Source organism: Kitasatospora sp. NPDC003701 (assembly GCF_053587085.1).
Map to the genome: position 1 here is coordinate 123,081 of NZ_JBSFNM010000014.1, position 20,038 is coordinate 143,118.

A 20,038-nucleotide genomic window follows, 5' to 3' on the forward strand; every position below is an offset into this window, starting at 1 on the left:
GTGCGAACCCCTGACACCCGAAACCAGGAGGGCACCGGCATGGCCACCTTCAAGTACGTCGCGGTCGGCCCGGACGGGAGGCGGGCCACCGGCGTGCTCAAGGGCTCCAGCGTCGACGGCGTGACCGACAGCCTGACCCGGCAGGGCTACGACGTGCGGTCGGTCAAGGCCGCGGGCCGCAGCCTGCTCCAGCTCGAACTCACCGCGCAGAAGGTCGACCTGGTCGAACTGAGCAACTTCTCCCGCCAGATGGCCGCCTTCATCAGGGCCGGGGTGCCCATCCTGGACGCCCTGGAGATCATCCGCGCCGAGACCAAGGACAAGAAGCTGGGCAGGGTGCTCGTCGACGTCATGGACTCGCTGCGATTCGGCGAAGGCTTCGCCGTCGCGATGGCCGCCCACAGCACGGCGCTTCCGCCGTTCTACGTCTCCGTCCTCCGCTCGGCGGAGGCGACCGGTGAACTCGACGTGGTGATGGCCCAGTTGGCCCGCTACATCGAGCGCGACGTGGAGGCCCGGCGCAGCATCCGCTCCGCGCTGACCTATCCGAGCCTGGTGATGGGTCTGGCGGTCGCGGTCGTCCTCGTCCTCGTCGTCTTCGTGCTCCCCCGCTTCAAGGTGTTCTTCGAGTCCTTCAACGCCGAACTGCCGCTGCCGACCCGGATCCTGCTGGGCTTCACCGACTTCGTCACGGACTGGTACGCGGTCATCCTGGGCGCGCTCGTCGCGCTCGGCGCGGCACTGGTCGCCGGGTTGCGGACCCGGCGGGGTCGGCTCCTGCGCGACCGCTTCCTGCTGGGGACGCCGGTGCTCGGCGACGTGGTCCGCTTCATGGTCATCGAGCGGTTCTGCCGGATCCTGACCTCGATGATCAAGGCCGGCGTGCCCGTACCGGAGGCGCTCGGCCTGGCCGGCGCGGGCGCCAACAACCTGGTGTACGAACGCTCGCTCGGGACGGCCCGGACGGAGATGCTCGAAGGCGGCGGCATCTCCCGGCCGATCGCCCGCACCAGGCTGTTCCCGGGGGCGGTCACCCAGATGATGCGCGTCGGGGAGGAGACCGGAACCCTCGACGACCAGCTGGAGAACGTGTCGGAGTTCTACGAGAAGGAACTGCAGCACAAACTCAAACGGCTGACCAGCCTGTTCGAGCCCACCGTGGTGGTCCTGGTCGGGGTCGTCGTGGGGTTCGTGGCCGTCGCCCTCGTCTCGGCGATCTACGGCGTCTACAGCCAGGTCGGCGTCCAGTGACCGGCCCGGCACGCCGGCCGCGGCGCCACCGCGGCGAGGAGGGCGAGACCCTGGTCGAGGCCCTCGTCACCGTGACGCTCCTGGGCGTCGCCTTCGTGGCCATCCTCGGGGGCATCGGCACCGCGATCATCAGCTCGGCCACCCAGCGGAAGGTGACCGGCGCCGACTCGATCGTCCGCAGCGCCGCCGAGAGGGTCGTCAGCAGCCCGTACGTGCCCTGCGCCCGCGGCTACGAGACCCCGGCGCCGCCGGCCGGGTACACCGTGACCGTCGAGGTCGAGTACTGGGACGGGGTGGGCGCGTTCGGCCGGCCCTGCCCGACGGCCGACACGGGTGTGCAGAAGGTGACGCTCACCGTGCACGCGACCGGCCCGCGCCCCGTCAGGGACACCGTCCTCGAAGTGATCAAGCGGGAGTCGATGCTGTCATGACGACACAACGGCCGACCGGGCGCCCGGAGTCGGGGTTCACCCTGACCGAGCTGCTGGTCACGATCGTCATCGTGGGCATCATCGCGACGCTGCTGCCGAAGGCGATCATCCTCGGACTGCGGTTCACCTCGGGCACCGAGAAGCGGGTGGCCGCCACCAGCGCGGCGGGCACGCTCAACCGGTACTTCTTCGGCGACGTGCAGAGCGCGGACCGCGTCACGACCACCCCCGCCTGCGGCGTCGCCGACGTGCTCGTCCACCTGAGCCGGACCGGCACCGACGTGGTCTACGCCTACGACCGGCCGACCGGCGCCCTCACCCGGGTGACGTGCACCGACCGAGGTGTCGTCACCACGGTGCTGGGCCGGTTCGACAACGCCGCATCGACCGATCCGGTGACTCTGAGCTGCGGTGCCGAGACCTCGTGCACCTCGCCGATGGAGGTAACGCTGACCGTGCAGAGCGACCCCACCTCGCCCCCGACGGCCCTCACCGCCGTCCGACGATCGAGCGCGTCATGACCGGCCGCCCGCACCCGCGCCGCCCGGACCCGCGCCGGCCGGATCCGTGCCACCCGGACCCGCAAGACCCGGACCGGGGCCGCCTGCGCGACGACGAACAGGGCGCGACGCTGATCCTCGCGCTGGTCTTCGTCGTCGTCTTCGGCCTGATCGCCGTGTCGGTCCTGTCCTTCGCCGGCACGTCGCTGAGAGCCGCGAGCACCTACGTCGACCAGGGCAAGCGGGCCTACAGCGCGGACGGTGCCACGCAGCTCGCGATCACGAACTTCTCGCAGGGCAACCCGTGCGCCGACTACACCGCCCCGCCGCTCAACGGCCGGCAGATGATCGTCCATTGCGACCCCCTCAACGCGTCTCCCACGACCGCGCGCGCGACCCAACCGCAGGACGCGCTGCGCAGCCTGGGCCGGGCGGCGGACGACGGCATCAATGTGACCACGCCCGGCCTGCGCGTGCAGGGGGGCGTGTTCTCCCACTCGAACATCAGCACCGGCGCCGGCGCCTCGGCGGTGGTGACGGGCGACGTGTCGGCCGTCGGGACCTGCTCCGGCGCGGTGTCGCAGACCCGGCTGCCCCCGACCCAGGCGCCGTACGTGCACGACTGCGCCGACGACACCCCGCCGGCTCCCGCCGACGAGGCCGTGGGCGGCGACCCGGACTACACCCCGCCCGCCACGGCCGTCCCGGTCCGGCGGACGGTGCCCGCCTGCCCCGCCCCCGGTTCCTGGCTGGTGCGGTTGCAGCCCGGCTCCTACGACGACGCCGGCGCCCTCACCCGCCTGACCGGTGGCGACTGCCCCGGCGTCGTCGTGTGGCTGCAACCGGGCGTCTACTACTTCGACTTCACCTTCACCGGCGGCACCGCGGTCTGGACGGTCGACGACCCCACGGTCAGCGTCGTCGGCGGCACGCGGGCGGGCTGGGATCCCGGGTCCCCCACCCGGCCCACCGTCCCCGACCCGGGCGGCTGCGACCGGACGCGGCCCGAAGGCGTCGAGGTGATGATGGGCGGCGAGAGCCGGCTCCAGGTCGACCGCGGACACGTCGAACTGTGCGCCCCGGTGACTCCGGACGGGCAGCAGGTGGCGGTGTACGGGGTCCAGCCTCCGAAGCCCTCGCACACGCTGAAGCCGACGGCGGTGGTCACCAACACCGGTTTCGCCGACCCGGTCCACGCCCTGACCGGTGGCGAGCGGCCGACCCTGCCCGGCTGTTCGCCGCCGACGGGCAGCGCGAACTGCACGGCCGACGTCGTCCTCGACCCGGCGGGGCGGCGGTCGGCCGCGATACAGCTCGCCGGTTTCACCCCGCGGGTGCCACCCGGCTCGGTCGTCACCGGCGCGACGCTGCGGGTCAGGCACGAGGAGGACGGCGACCTGACCGCCCCCGGCGCGGTGAAGGTCACCGCCGCCGTCGGCAAGGACCCCTGCCGCACCGACGACCTGCCCCGGCACACGGCGCTCGCCACGGATCCCCCGATCGACCTGCTGGGCGCGTGCGGGCTCACCGACCCGGCCCGGCTCGCCGGCCTGACGGTGACCTACGCCGCCGCCCTGGACGCCGACGGCACCAGCGCCACGGAACGCCTGGACGGCATCTGGCTGGAGGTCGCCTACCGCACGCCGACCACGTTCAAGCCCACCGCCGTGACCGCCTCCACCGGCTTCACCGCCGCCGGCACCGCTCCCGGCAACGCCCTGGAGATCGGCGAACAGCCGACACCGTCGGTGGCCCGCGCCGATCTGAGCACGGCGGCCCCGTCCGCGTCGATCACCCTGGCCGGGTTCGGCCTGCCGCCCCTGCCGGCGGGGTCGACGATCCGGTCCGCCGTGCTGCGGGTGGCCCATCAGGAGACCGGCGACGCGGCGGCGCCCGGGATCACCGTCACCCCCGCGGGCGGCGGCGGCAGCTGCACCGGGCCGCCGCTCACCGCGCGGACCGGCCTGGGCGACGACCGGTTCGACCTGACGGCCTGCGGCATCACCGACCCCGCACGGCTGACCGGCCTGACCGCGACCTACGCCGCCGGGCTGAACGCGGGCGGCACCGCGGGCGCCGCCTCCCTGGACGGCATGTGGCTCGAAGTCGTCCACGACCCGCCGCCACCCCGGCCGGCGACGCGCGCGGAGTCGACGACGTTCCTCCCCCCGGCCGCCGCCAAGTCGATCGACGGCGCCACCACGGCCCGCGCCGCACTCGGCCCGGCCACGCCCACCGCCACCATCGACCTCGGCGGTTTCGACACCCCTGCGGTGGCGCCCGGCTCGGTCCTGGACGGGGCCCTGCTGCACGTCGCGCACCGCGACGACCCCGGGGCGCCCGGAGGACCACCGCCGACCGTCGCGGTCACCCTGACCGGGCCCGGCACACCCCGCCCTTGCACCACCCCGCAGAACCTCCCCGCCCACCAGGGCGCCGTGGGCACCGACACCCTGGACCTGGTCGCCGCCTGCGGGCTGACCGACCCGGCCCAGCTGACCGGCCTGGTCGTGACCTACACCGCCACCCTCGGTACCGGCAGCACCACCGCCACCGATCAGCTCGACGGCGTCGCCCTGGAACTGGCCTGGCGACCCCCGGTCCCGGTCCGGCCCACCACCGCGGTCGGCACCGCGCCGCCCACCGCTGCGGCGTTCACCGACCCCCGGAACGCGCAGGCGATCGACACCACCACCTCGACCGCGACGCTCACCACGGCCACCCCGTCGGCGTCGATCCGGCTCGGCGGGTTCGCGATGCCGCCGCTGCCGGCGGGGGCGGTGATCGACAAGGTCGTGCTGCGCGTGTCGCACCAGGACGACGACACCACCCCGGCCCCGCCCCCGCCGACGGAGCCGCCCACGCCCACGCCCCCGCCGACGGAGCCGCCCACGGCCGGCCCCCCGCAGCCGCCGACGGCCGTGCTGACCGTCTCCGGCACCGGCACCGCCTGCGACGCGCGGCACGCCCTGACCACCCGTCAAGGGGCGCTCGGTGTCGACGTGGTCGACCTCGGCGCCTGCGGGGTGACGAAGGACGGCCAGGTCTCCGGGCTCGCCGTCGACTATGCGGCGAGCCTGGGCACGGGCAGTACCGACGCCGCCGCCCGGCTCGACGGCGTCGAGCTCGACCTGGTGTTCCGAGCCCCGTCGATCAGGCCCCTGTCCGGCTGCCTCACCACGGGCAGCCGTTGCGCGGTGCTGAAGTCGACCGACGACGCCGACACGGCCACCGAGCACAGCCGCCTGGTGATCAACGGCACCGTCTACACGCCGACCGGCGCCGTCGACCTGTCGATGGGTCAGGTCGGCTCGCTGGTCGTCACCCGCGGCATCATCGCCCGGGCCATCGCTCTGGGCATCCGCCCGGCCACCGGATACCTCCGCCCGGTGATCGGCATCCCGCCGGAGCCGGTGCAGTTCACGACCTATCCGGCCGTGATCGCGAAACCGGCGTCGGTCTCCGCGGTCACCGGCTTCACGACCCCGGCCCCCGGCGCGCCGGTCGACGTCACGGACGCCGCCGTCCCCGGCGGTGGCCGGGCGTCGCTCACGCTCGGCGGCTACACCCGGCCGGCACCGGCCACGACCGGACCGCTCGACCACGTCGCCCTGCAGGTGGCGCACCAGGAGAGCGGCGACGTGGAGTCGGTGAAGGTGTCGGTGGACTTCACCGGCAGCACCTGCACCGGCGTCGACCACGCAGTGCCCCTGCCGGTCCGGGCCGGCTCGAACGGCCCGGTGACCGACCGGATCGACCTGGCACCGTGCGGCCTCACCGAAGCCTCCCGGTTGGCCGGGCTGACCGTGACCTACACCGTCACCGCCGGGAGCGGCGGCGCGACCGAACACCTCGGCGGCACCCGGATCGACCTGCTGTCCGGCCCGCTCCTCCAGGCCGCCGTGTCCTTCGACGGCCACACCGGCACCGTCAAGCAGTGGAAGGTCCTGCCGTGAGCAAGCACACCACCTCGGAGGCGACCCTGTCCGGTCCGAGCTCCGCGATCATCGACCACCTGCTCGGTGAGCTGTGGTCGCGGGGCGGCAGCGACCTGCTGCTCACCGCCGGATCGGCGCCGTTCCTCCGCGTCGACGGCGCCCTGCGACCGGTCGAGGGGTCCTCGCTGACCGAGCCCGAGGTCGATCGCCTGGTGACCGGGGTCCTGGGCGGGGAACTCACGGACCGGTTCCGCCGGGAGAAGCAGGTCGACTTCGCGTTCGGCTGGGGGGAGCGGGCCCGGTTGCGCGGGAACGCCTTCGTGCAGCGCGGCGCGTCGGCGCTGGCGCTGCGGATGATCCCGTTCACCGTGCCGTCGGCCGAGCAGCTCGGGCTCCCCCCGGTCGTCACCGGGTGGGCGGGCATGCCGCGCGGGTTCGTGCTGGTCACCGGGCCGACCGGGTCGGGGAAGTCGACCAGCCTGGCGGCGCTCCTCGACCACGTCAACACGCACCGGTCGGCGCACATCCTCACCATCGAGGACCCGATCGAGTACCTGCACCACCACAAGCGCTCGGCGGTCAACCAGCGCGAGGTCGGCACCGACACCGACTCGTTCCCCGCCGCGCTGCGCGCGGCCCTGCGCGAGGACCCCGACGTCCTGCTCCTCGGCGAGATGCGCGACCCGGAGAGCATCGCCGCGGCCCTGACCATCGCCGAGACCGGGCACCTGGTGCTCGCCACTCTGCACACCAACGACACGGCGCAGACGCTGGACCGCATCGTCGACGTGTTCCCGGCCGGGCAACAGCCGCAGATCCGGCTGCAATTGGCGCACACCCTGGTCGGCATCCTCAACCAGACGCTCGTCCCCCGGACCGGCGGGGGCCGGGCGGCCGCCTTCGAGGTGCTGGTGGGCACGCCGGCGATCCGCAACCTGATCCGCGAGGGCAAGACCCGCCAGATCCGCAACATGATCGCGACCGGCCACCGCGACGGCATGCAGACCCTGGAGGCCGGCATCAACGCCCTCGTCGCGGCAGGTGCCGTCACCTACGAGGAGGCCGTGCGGCACACGGCCTACCCGGAGGACATCCAGCGGCCGCACGCCCCGGTCGGCCGCGCCTGACCGTTGCGACGGGCAACGCCCCGAAGGGACGGCCCGGAGCGCGGAGGCCGATCGTGGTCCGGCCCAGTAGCCACCTTTTTGTGCGTACTGGGCAACGACGTGCGGCGCGACGAGACTGGTGCCCAGCCGAACGAAGGGAGATGACAGCAGGTCAGGAGGCCGCCGGTTCGACCTGTCCGGCCCGCGCGGCCGCCATCCGGTCGAGGCGCTCGTGGCCCAGCTCGGAGACCGGGCCGAGGGCGTCGGAGAGCCGGCGGCCGAAGTCGGTCAGGGAGTAGACCGTCTTCAGCGGAAGGACGTCGTGCACCTCGCGGTGCACCAGGCCGTCGGACTCCATCTCGCGCAGGGCCTGGGTGAGCACCTTCTCGCTCAGGCCGGGCAGCCGTCGGCGGATGTCGGCGGGGCGCTGCGGGCCGGCCTCCAGCAGCCAGAGCAGGGACGTCTTCCACTTGCCGTCGATCACGGCGATCGCGGCGGTCACCCCGCACACGTTCGGGTCCGCGGCCTGACTGCGCGTCATCTCTTCCCCCCCGGGGTCGTCGTTGTCCACCACCATGTCTACAGGAGATCAAGTATGCCCACCAACCACACCCGTCCCACCGTCACCGTGCTCGGCCTGGGGCCGATGGGACGCGCCCTGGCCGGTGCCTTCGTGGACGCCGGTGTCCGCACCACGGTCTGGAACCGCACCCCGGGCCGGGACGCCGCGCTGGTCGCCCGGGGCGCGGTGAGCGCGGCCACGGCGGAGGAGGCCGTGGCGGCGAGCGAGCTGACGGTCGTCTGCGTGGTCAACTACGACGCCTCGGACGCCGTGCTGCGCCGTACGGAGGTCGAGGCCGCACTGAAGGGCCGGGCGGTGGTCAACCTGACCGCCGACTCGCCGGACCGGGCCCGGTCCACGGCCGCGTGGGCGGCGGAGCACGGCGTCGAGTACCTGGACGGCGCCATCATGACGCCCGCCCCGAGCATCGGCACGCCGGAGGCGGTCTTCATCCACAGCGGGCCGGCCGACCTCTACGAACGCCACGCGCCGGCGCTGGCGCTGCTCGGCGGTACCCACACCCACCTCGGCGAGGAGATCGGCCGGGCGGCCGGCTTCGACATCGCGCTGCTGGACATCTTCTGGACCGCGATGGCCGGGTACGTGCACGCGCTCGCGCTGGCCAGGGCGGAGGGCATCAGCGGGCGGGAGCTGGCGCCGCTCGCCCAGGGGATCGGCGCGATCCTGCCCCCGCTGTTCGCGGAGTTCGCCGAGGACTTCGACAGCGGCAGCTACTCGGGCGCGATCAACCCGCTCACCTCGGGGGTCTCCACCATGGCCCACGTCGTGCACACCGCGGAGTCGCACGGCATCGAGTCCGGGGTGATGCGCGCCGCCGAGGGTCTGGTCCGCCGGACCATCGCCCTCGGCCACGGCGAGGACGGGGTGAGCCGCCTCGCCGAGGTCCTGGGCCGCCGCTGAACCCCGGCCCACCCGCGCGAACAGCGACCGCGGTCCCCGGCCGGTCCCCGGCTCGATCGCGAGAGGACGGCGCCACGGCCGTCGACCACCTGTCGGCCCGTCAGCGAGACGGCCGCCGGCCTGGGACTCCTCCCGGCCGGCGGCCTTCCGGCATCGCCGTCGGGACGACAGGAGCCGCACCTGCGCCCCTCGAACCCCGGCCCGCACACGTCGCGAGCCGGGGTTCGACGGCACCGACGTATGGTGGACGGATGGAGATCAGGGAGTTGCAGTGGTTCGTGGCTCTGGCGGAGTCCGAGCACGTGACCGCAGCGGCCGAGCGGCTGAACATCACCCAGCCCACCCTGTCCCGTGCCGTCGCCCGGCTGGAGAAGCGGGTGGGCGTGCCGCTCTTCGACCGCCACCAGAACCGGCTGCGGCTCAACAAGTACGGCGAGGTGTTCCGGGCCCACGCGGTGCGCGCGATCAGCGAGATCGACCGGGCCGAGCAGCGGATCGCCACCCTGGTCGACCCGGACACCGGCACCATCACCCTGGGCTTCCTGCACTCCTACGGCACCTGGCTGGTCCCCGAACTCCTCGCCGGGTACCGCACGATCGCCCCGGCGACCACCTTCGAGCTGCGCGGGAGCGCGGCGGACGTGGTCGTCGACGGCGTGCGCCGGGGCCGGCTGGACCTCGGGGTGACCAGCCCGCGACCGGTCGGCGACGACCTGCGGTGGACCCCGCTGCGCGACGAGCCGCTCGGCCTGCTCGTCCCGGTCGGCCACCCGCTCGCCTCCCGCGGCCGGGTCGAGATGGTGGAGTTGGCGGCGGAGGAGTTCGTGGCCCTGCAACCCGAGTACGGGCTGCGCCAGGTGGCCGACCGGCTCTGCGAGAAGGCGGGCTTCGCACCGCGGATCGTGCTGGAGTGCACGGAACTCAGCACCCTGCGCACTCTGGTGGCGTCCGGCCTCGGGGTGGCCGTGGTGCCGAGCACGGGCGACCCGGCCGCGTACGGGGGCCGTGCCGTGCACGTGCCGCTGGCGGACCCGCAGGCGTACCGGACGATCGGCATGATCGTGCCGGCCGGGGGGCCGCGTGCTGCGGTGGTGGCCCGGTTCCACGACTACGTGCGGTCGACGGCCCGACCCCGGGGGTAGGCGGCCTCCGCTCCCCGGGTACCGGACGGGACGATGCGCCGCACGCATGGCCCCGTCGAAGAGGCGTCATTTCACACCGGGGCGACGCCGTCCGAGCATGGAGGCACGGGCGGCGACCGCATGGGGCGCCGCCCCCGGACGACCCGGAGTCGGCCCTCCCGCCGGCCCGGGCGCCGCCGGGCTCCCCCTTCCAGGAGGCATGATGGTCCTCGACCCCCGCCACGCCCGCTCGTGGCTGTTCACCCCGGCGGACCGGCCCGAGCGGTTCCCGCTCCGAAGCCGTCGCGTCGGCGTCGGACCGGATGCGGTGATCCTCGATCTGGAGGACGCCGTCGCACCCGGCCGCAAGGACCTCGCCCGGGACAACCTCCTTCGCTGCGGCGCCGACCTGCCGGCGGTCTGGGTGCGGGTCAACGACCGTACCGACGACCGCTGGCGCGCGGACCTGGACGCGGCCGGCCACCTGCCCGCGCTCGCCGGCGTGGTGCTGCCCAAGGCCGAACACCCGGAGGACGTCGCCGCCACGGCGGCCCTGCTGCCCGCCGGCACCCCGGTCGTCGCGCTGGTGGAGACCGCGCTCGGGATCGAGAACGCCTTCGCCGTCGCCCGCGAGCCCGCGGTCTTCGCGCTGGCGTTCGGCGTCGCCGACTTCCGCCGGGAGACCGGTCTGGGCGACGCTCCCGAGGCCTGGGCCTACCCGCGCACCCGGCTGGTGATCGCCAGCCGGGCGGCCGGACTGCGCGGCCCGATCGACGGCCCCGCGATGCAGCTCGACGACCTGGCAGCCGTCCGGGCGGAGGCGGCCCGCGGCCGGGCCGGCGGCTTCACCGGCAAGCTCTGCGTCCACCCCGCGCAGGTCGCTGCGGTCAACGCCGGCTTCGACCCCGACCCCGAGCAGGTCGCCTGGGCCCGCCGCGTCGTCGACCGGGCCGACGGCAGCGAGGGCGCGGCCGTGCGGGTGGACGGCGAGATGATCGACCGGCCGCGCCTCGACCTCGCGCGTGCGCTCCTGGCCGCCGCCGCACAGGGCACCGGTTCCTGAGCCCGCCGCCCTGAAGGCCCCCGCAGCCTCCTCCGGTACTCGGAGTCGCTGCGGGGGCCTTCGGTGCCCGGTGGGGTGAGTGGGGCTGGTGGGGCGAGTGTGGCCGGAGAGGCCGGATGCTCTCGTCAGGCGTCCAGGCCCGCCGCCGCTCGGGAGCGGGCGTCCCACACCGGCCGCACGGCGTCGACGGTCGGACCGTGGCCCCGGCGGTACACCAGCAGGGTCCGCTCGAAGGTGATCACGATGACGCCGTCCTGGTTGAACCCGATCGTGCGGACCTTGACGATCCCGACGTCCGGGCGGCTGCCGGAGGCACGGACGGAGAGCACCTCCGACTGCGAGTAGAGCGTGTCCCCCTCGAACACCGGGTTGGGCAGCCGCACCCGGTCCCAGCCCAGGTTCGCCATCACGTGCTGGGAGACGTCGGTGACGCTCTGCCCGGTGATCAGGGCCAGCGTGAAGGTGGAGTCGACCAGCGGCCTGCCCCACACCGTCCCGGCCGCGTAGTGCCGGTCGAAGTGCAGGGGCGCGGTGTTCTGCGTCAGCAGGGTCAGCCACGCGTTGTCGGTTTCCAGGACGGTCCGCCCCAGGGGATGCCGGTACACGTCGCCGACCACGAAGTCCTCGAAGTAACGGCCTTGCCGGCCAAGCGTTTCGTTCGTCATGCGTCCAGTGTCGGAACGCCCGGCGGGGTCTGTGAAATGACCAAATCCGCCGTTCGCCATACCTGCCGCGCATCGCGGGGCCGGGGAGGCCGGGGCCCGGGGCCCACCATGCGCCGCGTGCATGGTGACGACGCCATTTCGTCATTTCACAGCGGCCCGCGATCGGCGGACAGTGTGCCGCACCCGATCAGGAAACCCGGAGGGATCCCATGCCCGAGCCGCATCCCCCACTCACCGGCCTCGTCGTCGTCTCGCTCGAACAGGCCGTGGCGGCACCGTTCGCAACCCGCCAGCTGGCCGATCTCGGAGCCCGCGTCATCAAGATCGAAAGGCCCGGCAGCGGTGATCTCGCCCGGGGTTACGACCGCACCGTGCGCGGCATGTCCAGCCACTTCGTCTGGCTCAACCGCGGCAAGGAGAGCGTCCAGCTCGACGTCCGCTCGCCCGAGGGCAACCGGCACCTGCACGCCCTCGTGGCCCGGGCCGACGTCCTGGTGCAGAACCTCGCCCCCGGCGCCGCCGACCGCCTGGGCATCGGCCACGCCGAACTCGCCGCCGGCCACCCCCGGCTGATCACCTGTGACATCTCCGGCTACGGCAGCACCGGCGCCTACCGCGACCGCAAGGCCTACGACCTGCTGGTGCAGAGCGAAGCGGGCCTGCTCGCCATCACCGGCACCCCCGACACCCCCTCGAAGGTGGGCCTGTCCATCGCGGACATCTGCGCCGGCATGTACGCCTACACCGGCATCCTCACCGCGCTGCTCGACCGCGCCCGGACCGGCCGCGGCACCAGGCTGGAGGTCTCCATGCTGGAGGCGCTCGGCGAGTGGATGGGGTACGCCGAGTACTTCACCCGCTACGGCGGCGCCGCACCCGCCCGCACCGGGGCGAGCCACGCCACCATCGCCCCGTACGGGCCGTTCCCCACCGGCGACGGGCAGAGCGTGATGCTCGGCCTCCAGAACGACCACGAGTGGGCGGCGTTCTGCACGACCGTGCTCCGCCGGCCCGACCTGCTCGACGACGCCCGGTTCACCGGGAACGCCGACCGGGTCCGGCACCGGACGGAGCTGGACGGGATCGTGCGGGCCACCACCCTGGGCCTGACCGCCGACGACCTCCTCGCCCGGCTCGACGAGGCCAGGACCGCGCACGCGCGCCGGCGCACCGTCGAGGAGTTCAGCGACCACGTCCAGCTCCGCGACCGTGGCCGCTGGGCACCCTTCGACAGCCCGGTCGGCGAGCTGACCGGCCTGGTCCCGCCGGTCACGGTGCACGGCCGGACCACCACCCGCCTGCGGCCCGTGCCGGCGCTGGGTGAGCACACCGGATCCGTCCTCGCCTGGCTCGCCGAGCCCGCGCGGCAGTCACAGCAGGGAGCAGCGGCATGTCCACTGATCTGATCGGCGTCCTGGTCCTGGTCGCCGTGTTCGTCCTGTCCGCGCTGAGCGGCGTCAACATGGGGATCCTCGCCGTCGTCTCGGCGTTCCTCTTCGGCACGGTCTGGCTCGGCCACCCGGCGAAGGAGGTACTGGCCGGGTTCCCGGCCGACATGTTCGTGGTGCTGGTCGCCGTCACCTTCCTGTTCGGCATCGCCCGGACCAACGGCACGGTCGACTGGCTCGTGCACGCCGCCGTCCGTGCCGCCGGCAACCGCCCCGGCGTGGTGCCGTGGATCATGTTCCTGCTGGCCACGGCCCTGTGCGCGACCGGCGCGGCCTCCCCGGCCGCGGTCGCGATCCTGGCGCCGATCGGCATCACCTTCGCCGTCCGGCACCGGATCAACCCGCTCTACGTCGGACTGATGGCCGTCAACGGCGCGGCCGCCGGCAGCTTCGCACCCACCGGGATCCTCGGTGGCATCGTGAACTCCTCGCTGGAGGCCAACCACCTGCGCGTCGGCGGCGGGGCCCTGTTCGCCGGCACCTTCGCCGTCAACGCGGCCGCCGCCGTCGTCACCTGGCTGCTCTTCGGCCGTCGCGGACGCGGCGCCCCGCTCGCCACCGGGAACCGGTCGGACACCACCGCCCCGGCGACGCCCGCCCTGGGCATCGAACAGGCCACCACCCTGGTGGCGTTGGTCCTCATGGTGGCCGGCACCACCCTGCTCGGGCTGGACACCGGCCTGTTCGCGCTCACCCTGGCCGCCGTGCTCGCGGTGGTGTTCCGCAACACCGCGCAGCGGGCCTCGAAGGAGATCGCCTGGCCGGTGGTCCTGCTGGTGTGCGGCATCGTCACCTACATCGCGCTGCTCCAACACCTCGGTGTCGTCGACTCGCTGGGCGAGAGGATCGCCATGGTCGGCGCACCGCTGGTCGCCGCGCTGCTGATCTGCTACGTCGCCGGAGTCGTGTCGGCCTTCGCCTCCACCACCGGAATCCTGGGCGCGCTGATGCCGCTCGCGGCGCCGTTCCTCGCCTCAGGCTCCATCGCGACCACCGGCATGGTCGTCGCGCTGGCCGCCGCGGCCGTGGTCGTCGACGCCAGTCCCTTCTCCACCAACGGCGCCCTGGTGGTCGCCAACTCTCCGGAGGGCATCCGGGCGGAGACCTACCGAGGGCTGCTGCGGTGGGGTGCGGGGGTGTGCGCGGTCGCGCCGTTCGCCGTCTGGGCCGTCTTCGTGGCGATCTGACGCCTCCCGACGGCCCGCTCCCGGACAGCGCCGGACCCCCGTTGGCGCTGGCGCCGACGAGACCGGCCCGCACAGCCCCGCAGGGCCTGTCAGGGCCTGTCAGGGCCTGTCAGGGTCCCCGGAGTCGCGGACCGGGCCGGCGCGGCGGCCCCCACCGCAGGCGGGCTCGGGAGCCGACCGAGGACGGTCGGCCCTGCCACCAGTCCGGGGCGACGGTGCTCACCGCCGCCCCGGACAGGCCCGCTGTCCACCGCAGGCGCCCGGCATCGTGCTCTACGCCGTGACCCCTGCCAGGGTGGCTCCGGCCTGGCGCCTTCTCTCTCGCCGACGACCGGGCGGGGTTACCGGTGGTACGGGATACGACCCGCCGACGGGGAGTTCGATCACACGACAGCCGAGTCCCTCCAGTCGGCGGACGGTTGCCCCGGCCACCGCGTCGTCCAGCGCGAACACGAAGGGGCCGGGGATCAGCAGCGTGTCGATCCAGCCGTTCTCGATCTGCCGTTCGAGGCTGTCCAGCCGGGGAAGACCGTCACGGTGGCGCCGCCCGTCGTCCACGTAGCTGACCGGCTCCGGCAGTCCGAGTCGCGTCGCGAGACGTAGCAGTGCCCGGCGGTGGCATTCCATGCCGGCCTGGTCGCCCGGGTAGCACCGGAGATAGACGGCGGTCTGTCGTCGGGGGTTCCGTCGTCCGAACATGGGACTCACCTGCCAGTAGTCGGATCACGCCGGTCCTGCGGCCTGTCGGCGCCGATACCGGGAGGTATCTGCCGACCGTGTCTCCCACACTGGGCTTCGGCCGCGGCCGGTCGCATCGGTAGATCTACCTACGTGGCTACCCGAGTCGCGGCGATGCGGGGGCGGGTAGGCGTTGCTGCCCGTGGAGCTGCCCGCCCGGGCGGACCGGTTCCGACTCGCGCCGGAAGGCCTCGCACAGCGGCACGGCCGGCCCGAGCCGTTCGTGTGCCCGGGCGGCGGACACCGGTGCGGCGGCCGGCTGCCCCGGCCGGAGCGCCTCGCCCGGGACACCGCGCAGGTCGCGGCGACCCGGTGCTACGCGTGCGGTGGGTGGTCCTGGTCCGGTTCCGCGGGCCGCGCCGACCGGGGGTCGGCGGCGGCGAGGTTCTGCTCGGTGATCAGGACGGCGGCCTGGGTGCGGGAGGTGCAGCCGAGTTTGGCGAGGATGTTGGCGACATGGGTTTCGGCGGTGCGCTGGGAGATCACCAGGCGGTCGGCGATCTCCTTGTTGGACAGTCCCTCGGCCAGCAGGCCGGCGATCTGCACCTCCCTCGGGGTGAGCCGTGATTCCGGCCGGTCCGGCTCGGTGGTGGTCGGCGGCGCGGGCCGGGGCTCACCGAGGGCGTAGGCGACGGCCTCGTCCGGGGAGAGCTGCTCACCGCTCCGGAAGTCGAGGAGGAAGTCCGGCTCGCCCAGGGCCTCCTTCGCGGCCCGGAGGAGGTCGTCCCGACCGAGGTCGTCGGTCCACTCGGTCCTCCAGGGCAGGTTGTCGACGTCGATGTAGCTGTCGAGGCCGAGTCCGAGCGGCCGCAGGAACACCGTGCTGGCTCCGAACAGGCGCGCGCCGCGTTCGTGGTCGCCGGATGTCACCGCGCACCAGGCGAGGAGATCCGTCGTGCAACCGAGGCCCAGCAGGTCGCGGAACGGGTGCTTGAGCCGGACGGCGTCCTTGAGCTGGGCTTCGGCGTCCCCGTCGGGCCCCTGGAGCAGCGCGAAGAGCCCCAGCGCGTAGAGCAGCCACGACTGGATCCACTGGTCCCCGTGGTCGCGGCAGGCGGTGAGGCAGTCCCCGCCGACGGTGCGGACCACGTCCGCGAGGTTTCCCAGGGTCGCCGCGGCGGTGAGCAGGAGCTGGGCGTGGCGCAGGTACGGGTTGGCCTCGCCCAGGGCGTGCTCCAGTGCGCTGCCCTCGGCGAGGAGCTGGAAACCCTGGGCCGGATCGTCGCCGAAGAGCCGGGCGTACCCCGACAGGTAGGTGGCGTGGGCGAGGCGCGCCGGATCGTCCAGGTCGGCGGAGAGCCGGCGGGAGTCGTCCAGCATGCCGATGGCCTCGTGCGCCGTCCTCGCGCTCGGGTTTCCGTCGTAGATCTTGAGCACGCCGGCGGCCCAGAGGCCGTCGGCCCGCTGCGGGCCGGGCTCCGGGCAGGCGGCCAGGGCCCGGTCGAGCCAGAGCATGCCCTCTCCGGGTAAGCCCGCCACGGTCCAGTAGCTCCACAGGGCGGCGGCCATGTGCAGGGCGGCCCGCGCCTCGCCGGGTTCGGTGAGGCCGTACTCCAGGGCGGCGCGCAGGTTGGCGTGCTCCGCGCGGGTGGCGGCGAACAGGGCGACCTGCCCGGGGCCGAACCACCGCTCCTCGACGTGTTCGGCCAGCCGCAGGTAGTGATCGCGGTGGCGGCGGCGCAGGGCGTCCTCCTCACCGGCGCGGCGCAGCTGTTCGCGGCCGTACTGGCGGAGGGTTTCGAGCATCCGGTAGCGCGTCCGTCCGTGGTCGTCCTCGTGGGTGAGGACGGACTTGTCGACCAGGCCGGTGAGGGTGTCGAGCACGGCCTCGCGGGTGAGGTCCCCATCGGTGCAGACGCTTTGGGCGGCGGCGAGGTCACAGCCGCCGGCGAAGACCGAGAGGCGTGCCCACAGGAGCCGTTCCTCGGCCGAGCAGAGTTCGAAGCTCCAGTCGACGGTGGCGCGCAGCGAGTGGTGGCGGGAGGCGCCGCGGCGTTGGCGGCGGGTGAGGAGTTGGTAGTGCTCGCTCTGCCGTTTGAGGAGCTCTTCGACGGACAGGGCGCGGACGCGGACGGCGGCGAGTTCGATGGCCAGTGGCAGGCCGTCGAGGTGCCGGCACAGGGCGGCGACGGCCTCCGCGTTCTCGGGTGTGACGGTGAAGCCGGGAGCGGCGGCCGCCGCCCGGTCGGCGAACAGGACCACGGAGTCCGCGCAGGTCCCGCCGGGGTGCTCCTCGGGGACGGGCACGGGCAGTGGTGCGACGGCGAAGACGCGCTCGCCCGCGATGTCGAGCACCTCGCGGCTGGTCACCAGCACCCGGACACCGGGGCAGGCCGCCAGCAGGTCGGCGGCCAGCTGTGCGCACACCTCGACCAGGTGCTCGCAGTTGTCCAGCACCAGCAGCAGGCGCTTGTCCCGCAGGTAGTCGGTCAGCAACGTGGTGGTGTCGGGCCCCACCGTGCGCAGGCCCATGGTGTTGATCACGGTCTGACCGACCTGGTCCGGTTCGCCGACCTCCGCCAGCGGTACCCAGACCGCCCCGTCGTGGAAGGCCCGCCGCACCTCGCGGGAGACCTGTAGCGCCAGGCGCGTCTTGCCCACGCCGCCGGTGCCGGTCAGTGTCACCAGACGTGAGTCGGCCAGCACGCGCTTCAGCTCGGCGAGCTCCGAACGGCGCCCCACCAGGCTCGTCACGTCGGCGGGGAACCCGCCGTCCGTCAAGGCGCCCATACCAGCGAGCCTAGTCCAGCCCCGGCGTCCGCGCGCTCGCCGTGGGAGTCTCCAGGTGCCCAGGCGTCCCGGTGCCCTCCCCCGGGAGGACACCGGGGCAGCTGCGGGTCGACGAGCGCGGCGACGAGGTGGGTCAGGACCTCTCCGGCCGTTGCTCCCGTGCCGCGATCCCGGAAGTCCGGCGGCGGGGGTCCGGCGCCGGGGTGGACGGCCTGCGGTCCCTCCTGGGCGCGATCAGAGGGGGTGGTTCTGCTCGTAACGCCGACGCGCGAGATGGACGGTGATGTCGGCGTCCACCGCGACCGTGTCGGGCAGGACCCGCAGGATCCGGCCGAACACCTCCTCCCGCTCCGCGGCCGGCAGGACGAGATAGGCCGAGACGGTCGAGAGATGGCCGACGAAGTCGCCGGCACTCATCGTCAACTGCCTTACCAAAACAGCCTGTTGAACATCGGTGAACTCCTCGGACCGTTGCAGCTCCGTGCCCGGCCACTGCATCTCCTGCTCCGGAGGCGTCCCGTCCGGGGACGGGACCTCGTCGCTCTCCAGGAACGGCGCCCGCGCCGCCCGCACGGCCTCCCTCACCGCCGGGTCGGCCAGCTGGACCGGCCCGCCGAAGCAGGCGAACACACCACCGGGCTCCAGCAGGGCGGCCACGCGCGGCCACCGGCCCTCCGGGTTCGTCCAGTGCAGCGCCGCCGCCGCATAGACCAGCCCGTACCGCTCCCCCGGCCGCACGTCCTCGAACGCGGCCTGCACCGCCGTGACGTTCGCCGGCACGTGCTTGCGCAGCTCGGCGAGCATGGCTGCGTCGGGCTCGGTCGCGGCGACCGCGACCCCCCGTCGAGCGAACAGACGGGTTGCCTTGCCCGTCCCGGCACCGATCTCCAGAGCGGTTCGGACCGGACGGCCCGCGTACGCCGTCACCAGGTCGAAAAGCTCTGCGGGATACCCCGGCCGGAACCGTTCGTATGCTTCCGCCCTCACTCCGAAGCTCAGCGCGCGACCAGACATGCCGAGCATCCTGACACGGGGCGTGCCATCGGCGCCCGGTCATTTCGCGCGGGCCCCGGGCGGCCCGGTGCACTCACGTCCGCGGAAGCCGCGCGTCGCCACGCGCCCGACCTCGGGTGTCGTCGCCGCGCAGCGCCGCCCTGGTCGTCCTCACCTTGCGCAGCACCGCCGCGACATGGTGCGCGGCGAGCACCGCCCGGCAGCTGGCTCACGCGACGGCCCGCCCCGACCCGGCCTTTCGGCTCCTAGGGCGCACGGGGACGGCGGCGGCACCCGCATCCCGTCCCTCCACCCCGGCAACCAGGTCCACGCCCGGCAGCGGGCTCCGTACCCGCCCCGGTCAGGGGCGCGGTCGACGGTGACCGCCGCGCAGCACCAGGACAGGGGTCCCGTCGTCGTAGGCGCCGCAGGCGGTGGCCGACCACGGCGACCACTGTTGCGGGACGGCGTAGTACGGCACCAGCACCGGACCGCCACCCCGGCGCCGGGCGCCGGCCGGCAGCAGGGCGGGCAGCACGTCCGGACTCTGCCCCGCCAGGATCGCGTTGCGGCAGGCCGCGCAGGCCGGCCGCCGCTCGGCAGCCGCCTCCCGGGCGCCGACGGTGGGGCGACGGCGGGCCTTGCGGCCGGCCTCGGCCGACTTCGGCGGGCGGACGGCGTCGCCGTGCAGCGGGTTGTAGAAGCAGCGGACCGCGAACGGGCGGGGCCGCCCGCCCGCATGCGCGGTGTGCGCGGCGGCCAGCCGCTCGACCGCCTGTTCGGCGAGGACCACGGCGGCGGCCAGGTCCGGCAGGTCGACGGCCTCGTCCAGCAGCCGCCCGGCCGCGTCGTACGCCTCCAGCGCCCAGAGGTAGTTCCGGCGGGCACCGATCTCCTCCGGCGGGAGTTGCAACTCGGCCGCCCGCAGGACGTCACCGGCCGCCGTGACCCGTTCGGCGGCGATCTCCGCCAAGCGGTCGCGGAGCACCTGCCACTCGCGCAGCACGATCTCCCGGGCCTGCTTCGCCTCCCGACGGCCCGGCGGGCGCGGGCCCTGCTCCTCGGGCCGGACCAGACTCAGGAACCACCAACGGCGAAACACCTGACCCCCTCTGCGGTCCCGGTGAACGGACCGGACGCAGCCTAGCCACAGCGGGCCCGAGGTGGCCAGGCTCCACAACGGGCAGCCGAGCAAGGACCCGTCGACCCGGGCGGGCCACCCCCGAGCCCCTACCGCCCGACCCCTCCCCGCCTGCCGCCGTGAGCCTCGGACGTCGCCGAACACGTCCAGTGATCGAACCGGGACACCGGCCGCTTGCCAACCGGACCGTCGGTCCGTATGTTCGAAGCCATACGGACCGCTAGTCCGTTTACGCCCCGGCCG

At 73.8% G+C, this 20,038-nt stretch carries 16 protein-coding genes; 10 read left to right on the forward strand and 6 right to left on the reverse strand.

The genetic code is table 11. The features are described 5' to 3' along the window. Positions 1-39 precede the first annotated feature (39 nt). The 5 genes from ACWDRR_RS16055 to ACWDRR_RS16075 are packed head-to-tail and all read left to right on the forward strand — an operon-like array spanning position 40 to position 7,247. A complete protein-coding gene (locus tag ACWDRR_RS16055; RefSeq protein WP_449772797.1) occupies positions 40-1,251 on the forward strand; it encodes a type II secretion system F family protein in 1,212 nt (403 codons plus the stop codon). Continuing rightward, positions 1,248-1,682: a type IV pilus modification PilV family protein gene (locus ACWDRR_RS16060; RefSeq protein WP_449772798.1), complete on the forward strand. Its 435-nt coding sequence runs from the start codon at positions 1,248-1,250 to the stop codon at positions 1,680-1,682. Before ACWDRR_RS16055 ends, ACWDRR_RS16060 begins: the two co-directional genes overlap by 4 nt. Continuing rightward, positions 1,679-2,203, forward strand: a complete 525-nt coding sequence (locus ACWDRR_RS16065) for a type II secretion system protein (RefSeq protein ID WP_449772799.1) — start codon at positions 1,679-1,681, stop codon at positions 2,201-2,203. The genes ACWDRR_RS16060 and ACWDRR_RS16065 overlap by 4 nt, the downstream gene beginning before the upstream one ends. Continuing rightward, positions 2,200-6,138: a hypothetical protein gene (locus ACWDRR_RS16070; protein ID WP_449772800.1), complete on the forward strand. Its 3,939-nt coding sequence runs from the start codon at positions 2,200-2,202 to the stop codon at positions 6,136-6,138. The genes ACWDRR_RS16065 and ACWDRR_RS16070 overlap by 4 nt, the downstream gene beginning before the upstream one ends. Further along, on the forward strand, positions 6,135-7,247 hold the full coding sequence (locus ACWDRR_RS16075) for a type IV pilus twitching motility protein PilT (protein WP_449772801.1): 1,113 nt from the start codon (positions 6,135-6,137) through the stop codon (positions 7,245-7,247). Before ACWDRR_RS16070 ends, ACWDRR_RS16075 begins: the two co-directional genes overlap by 4 nt. 151 nt (positions 7,248-7,398) lie before the next feature. On the opposite strand, the gene ACWDRR_RS16080 is transcribed toward ACWDRR_RS16075, so the two are convergent. Further along, on the reverse strand, positions 7,399-7,767 hold the full coding sequence (locus ACWDRR_RS16080) for a winged helix-turn-helix transcriptional regulator (RefSeq protein WP_449772802.1): 369 nt from the start codon (positions 7,765-7,767) through the stop codon (positions 7,399-7,401). A gap of 54 nt (positions 7,768-7,821) precedes the next feature. On the opposite strand from ACWDRR_RS16080, the gene ACWDRR_RS16085 reads away from it, so the two are divergent. The 3 genes from ACWDRR_RS16085 (at position 7,822) to ACWDRR_RS16095 (ending at position 10,893) form a co-directional block, all read left to right on the forward strand. Next, a complete protein-coding gene (locus ACWDRR_RS16085) occupies positions 7,822-8,709 on the forward strand; it encodes an NAD(P)-dependent oxidoreductase (RefSeq protein ID WP_449772803.1) in 888 nt (295 codons plus the stop codon). Between the two features lie 251 nt (positions 8,710-8,960). Continuing rightward, on the forward strand, positions 8,961-9,851 hold the full coding sequence (locus ACWDRR_RS16090; protein WP_449772804.1) for a LysR family transcriptional regulator: 891 nt from the start codon (positions 8,961-8,963) through the stop codon (positions 9,849-9,851). A 202-nt stretch (positions 9,852-10,053) separates the two neighbouring features. Next, complete coding sequence (locus ACWDRR_RS16095) at positions 10,054-10,893, forward strand: HpcH/HpaI aldolase/citrate lyase family protein (RefSeq protein WP_449772805.1); 840 nt, start codon at positions 10,054-10,056, stop codon at positions 10,891-10,893. A gap of 125 nt (positions 10,894-11,018) precedes the next feature. Here ACWDRR_RS16095 and ACWDRR_RS16100 read toward each other — a convergent pair whose 3' ends face one another. Further along, complete coding sequence (locus tag ACWDRR_RS16100) at positions 11,019-11,558, reverse strand: MaoC family dehydratase (RefSeq protein WP_449772806.1); 540 nt, start codon at positions 11,556-11,558, stop codon at positions 11,019-11,021. A 209-nt stretch (positions 11,559-11,767) separates the two neighbouring features. Between ACWDRR_RS16100 and ACWDRR_RS16105 the strand changes: the two genes are divergently transcribed. Next, positions 11,768-12,964 carry a CaiB/BaiF CoA transferase family protein gene (locus tag ACWDRR_RS16105; protein WP_449772807.1) on the forward strand — a complete coding sequence of 399 codons (1,197 nt, stop codon included), beginning with the start codon at positions 11,768-11,770 and terminating at the stop codon, positions 12,962-12,964. Further along, positions 12,949-14,193: an SLC13 family permease gene (locus tag ACWDRR_RS16110; RefSeq protein ID WP_449772808.1), complete on the forward strand. Its 1,245-nt coding sequence runs from the start codon at positions 12,949-12,951 to the stop codon at positions 14,191-14,193. The genes ACWDRR_RS16105 and ACWDRR_RS16110 overlap by 16 nt, the downstream gene beginning before the upstream one ends. Before the next feature lie 273 nt (positions 14,194-14,466). Here ACWDRR_RS16110 and ACWDRR_RS16115 read toward each other — a convergent pair whose 3' ends face one another. The 4 genes from ACWDRR_RS16115 to ACWDRR_RS16130 form a co-directional block, all read right to left on the reverse strand. Then, complete coding sequence (locus tag ACWDRR_RS16115; protein ID WP_449772809.1) at positions 14,467-14,892, reverse strand: hypothetical protein; 426 nt, start codon at positions 14,890-14,892, stop codon at positions 14,467-14,469. 354 nt (positions 14,893-15,246) lie between these two features. Continuing rightward, on the reverse strand, positions 15,247-17,661 hold the full coding sequence (locus ACWDRR_RS16120; RefSeq protein ID WP_449772810.1) for an ATP-binding protein: 2,415 nt from the start codon (positions 17,659-17,661) through the stop codon (positions 15,247-15,249). A 234-nt stretch (positions 17,662-17,895) separates the two neighbouring features. Then, on the reverse strand, positions 17,896-18,675 hold the full coding sequence (locus tag ACWDRR_RS16125; RefSeq protein WP_449772811.1) for a class I SAM-dependent methyltransferase: 780 nt from the start codon (positions 18,673-18,675) through the stop codon (positions 17,896-17,898). Between the two features lie 340 nt (positions 18,676-19,015). Beyond that, positions 19,016-19,756: a hypothetical protein gene (locus ACWDRR_RS16130; protein WP_449772812.1), complete on the reverse strand. Its 741-nt coding sequence runs from the start codon at positions 19,754-19,756 to the stop codon at positions 19,016-19,018. Positions 19,757-20,038 lie beyond the last annotated feature (282 nt).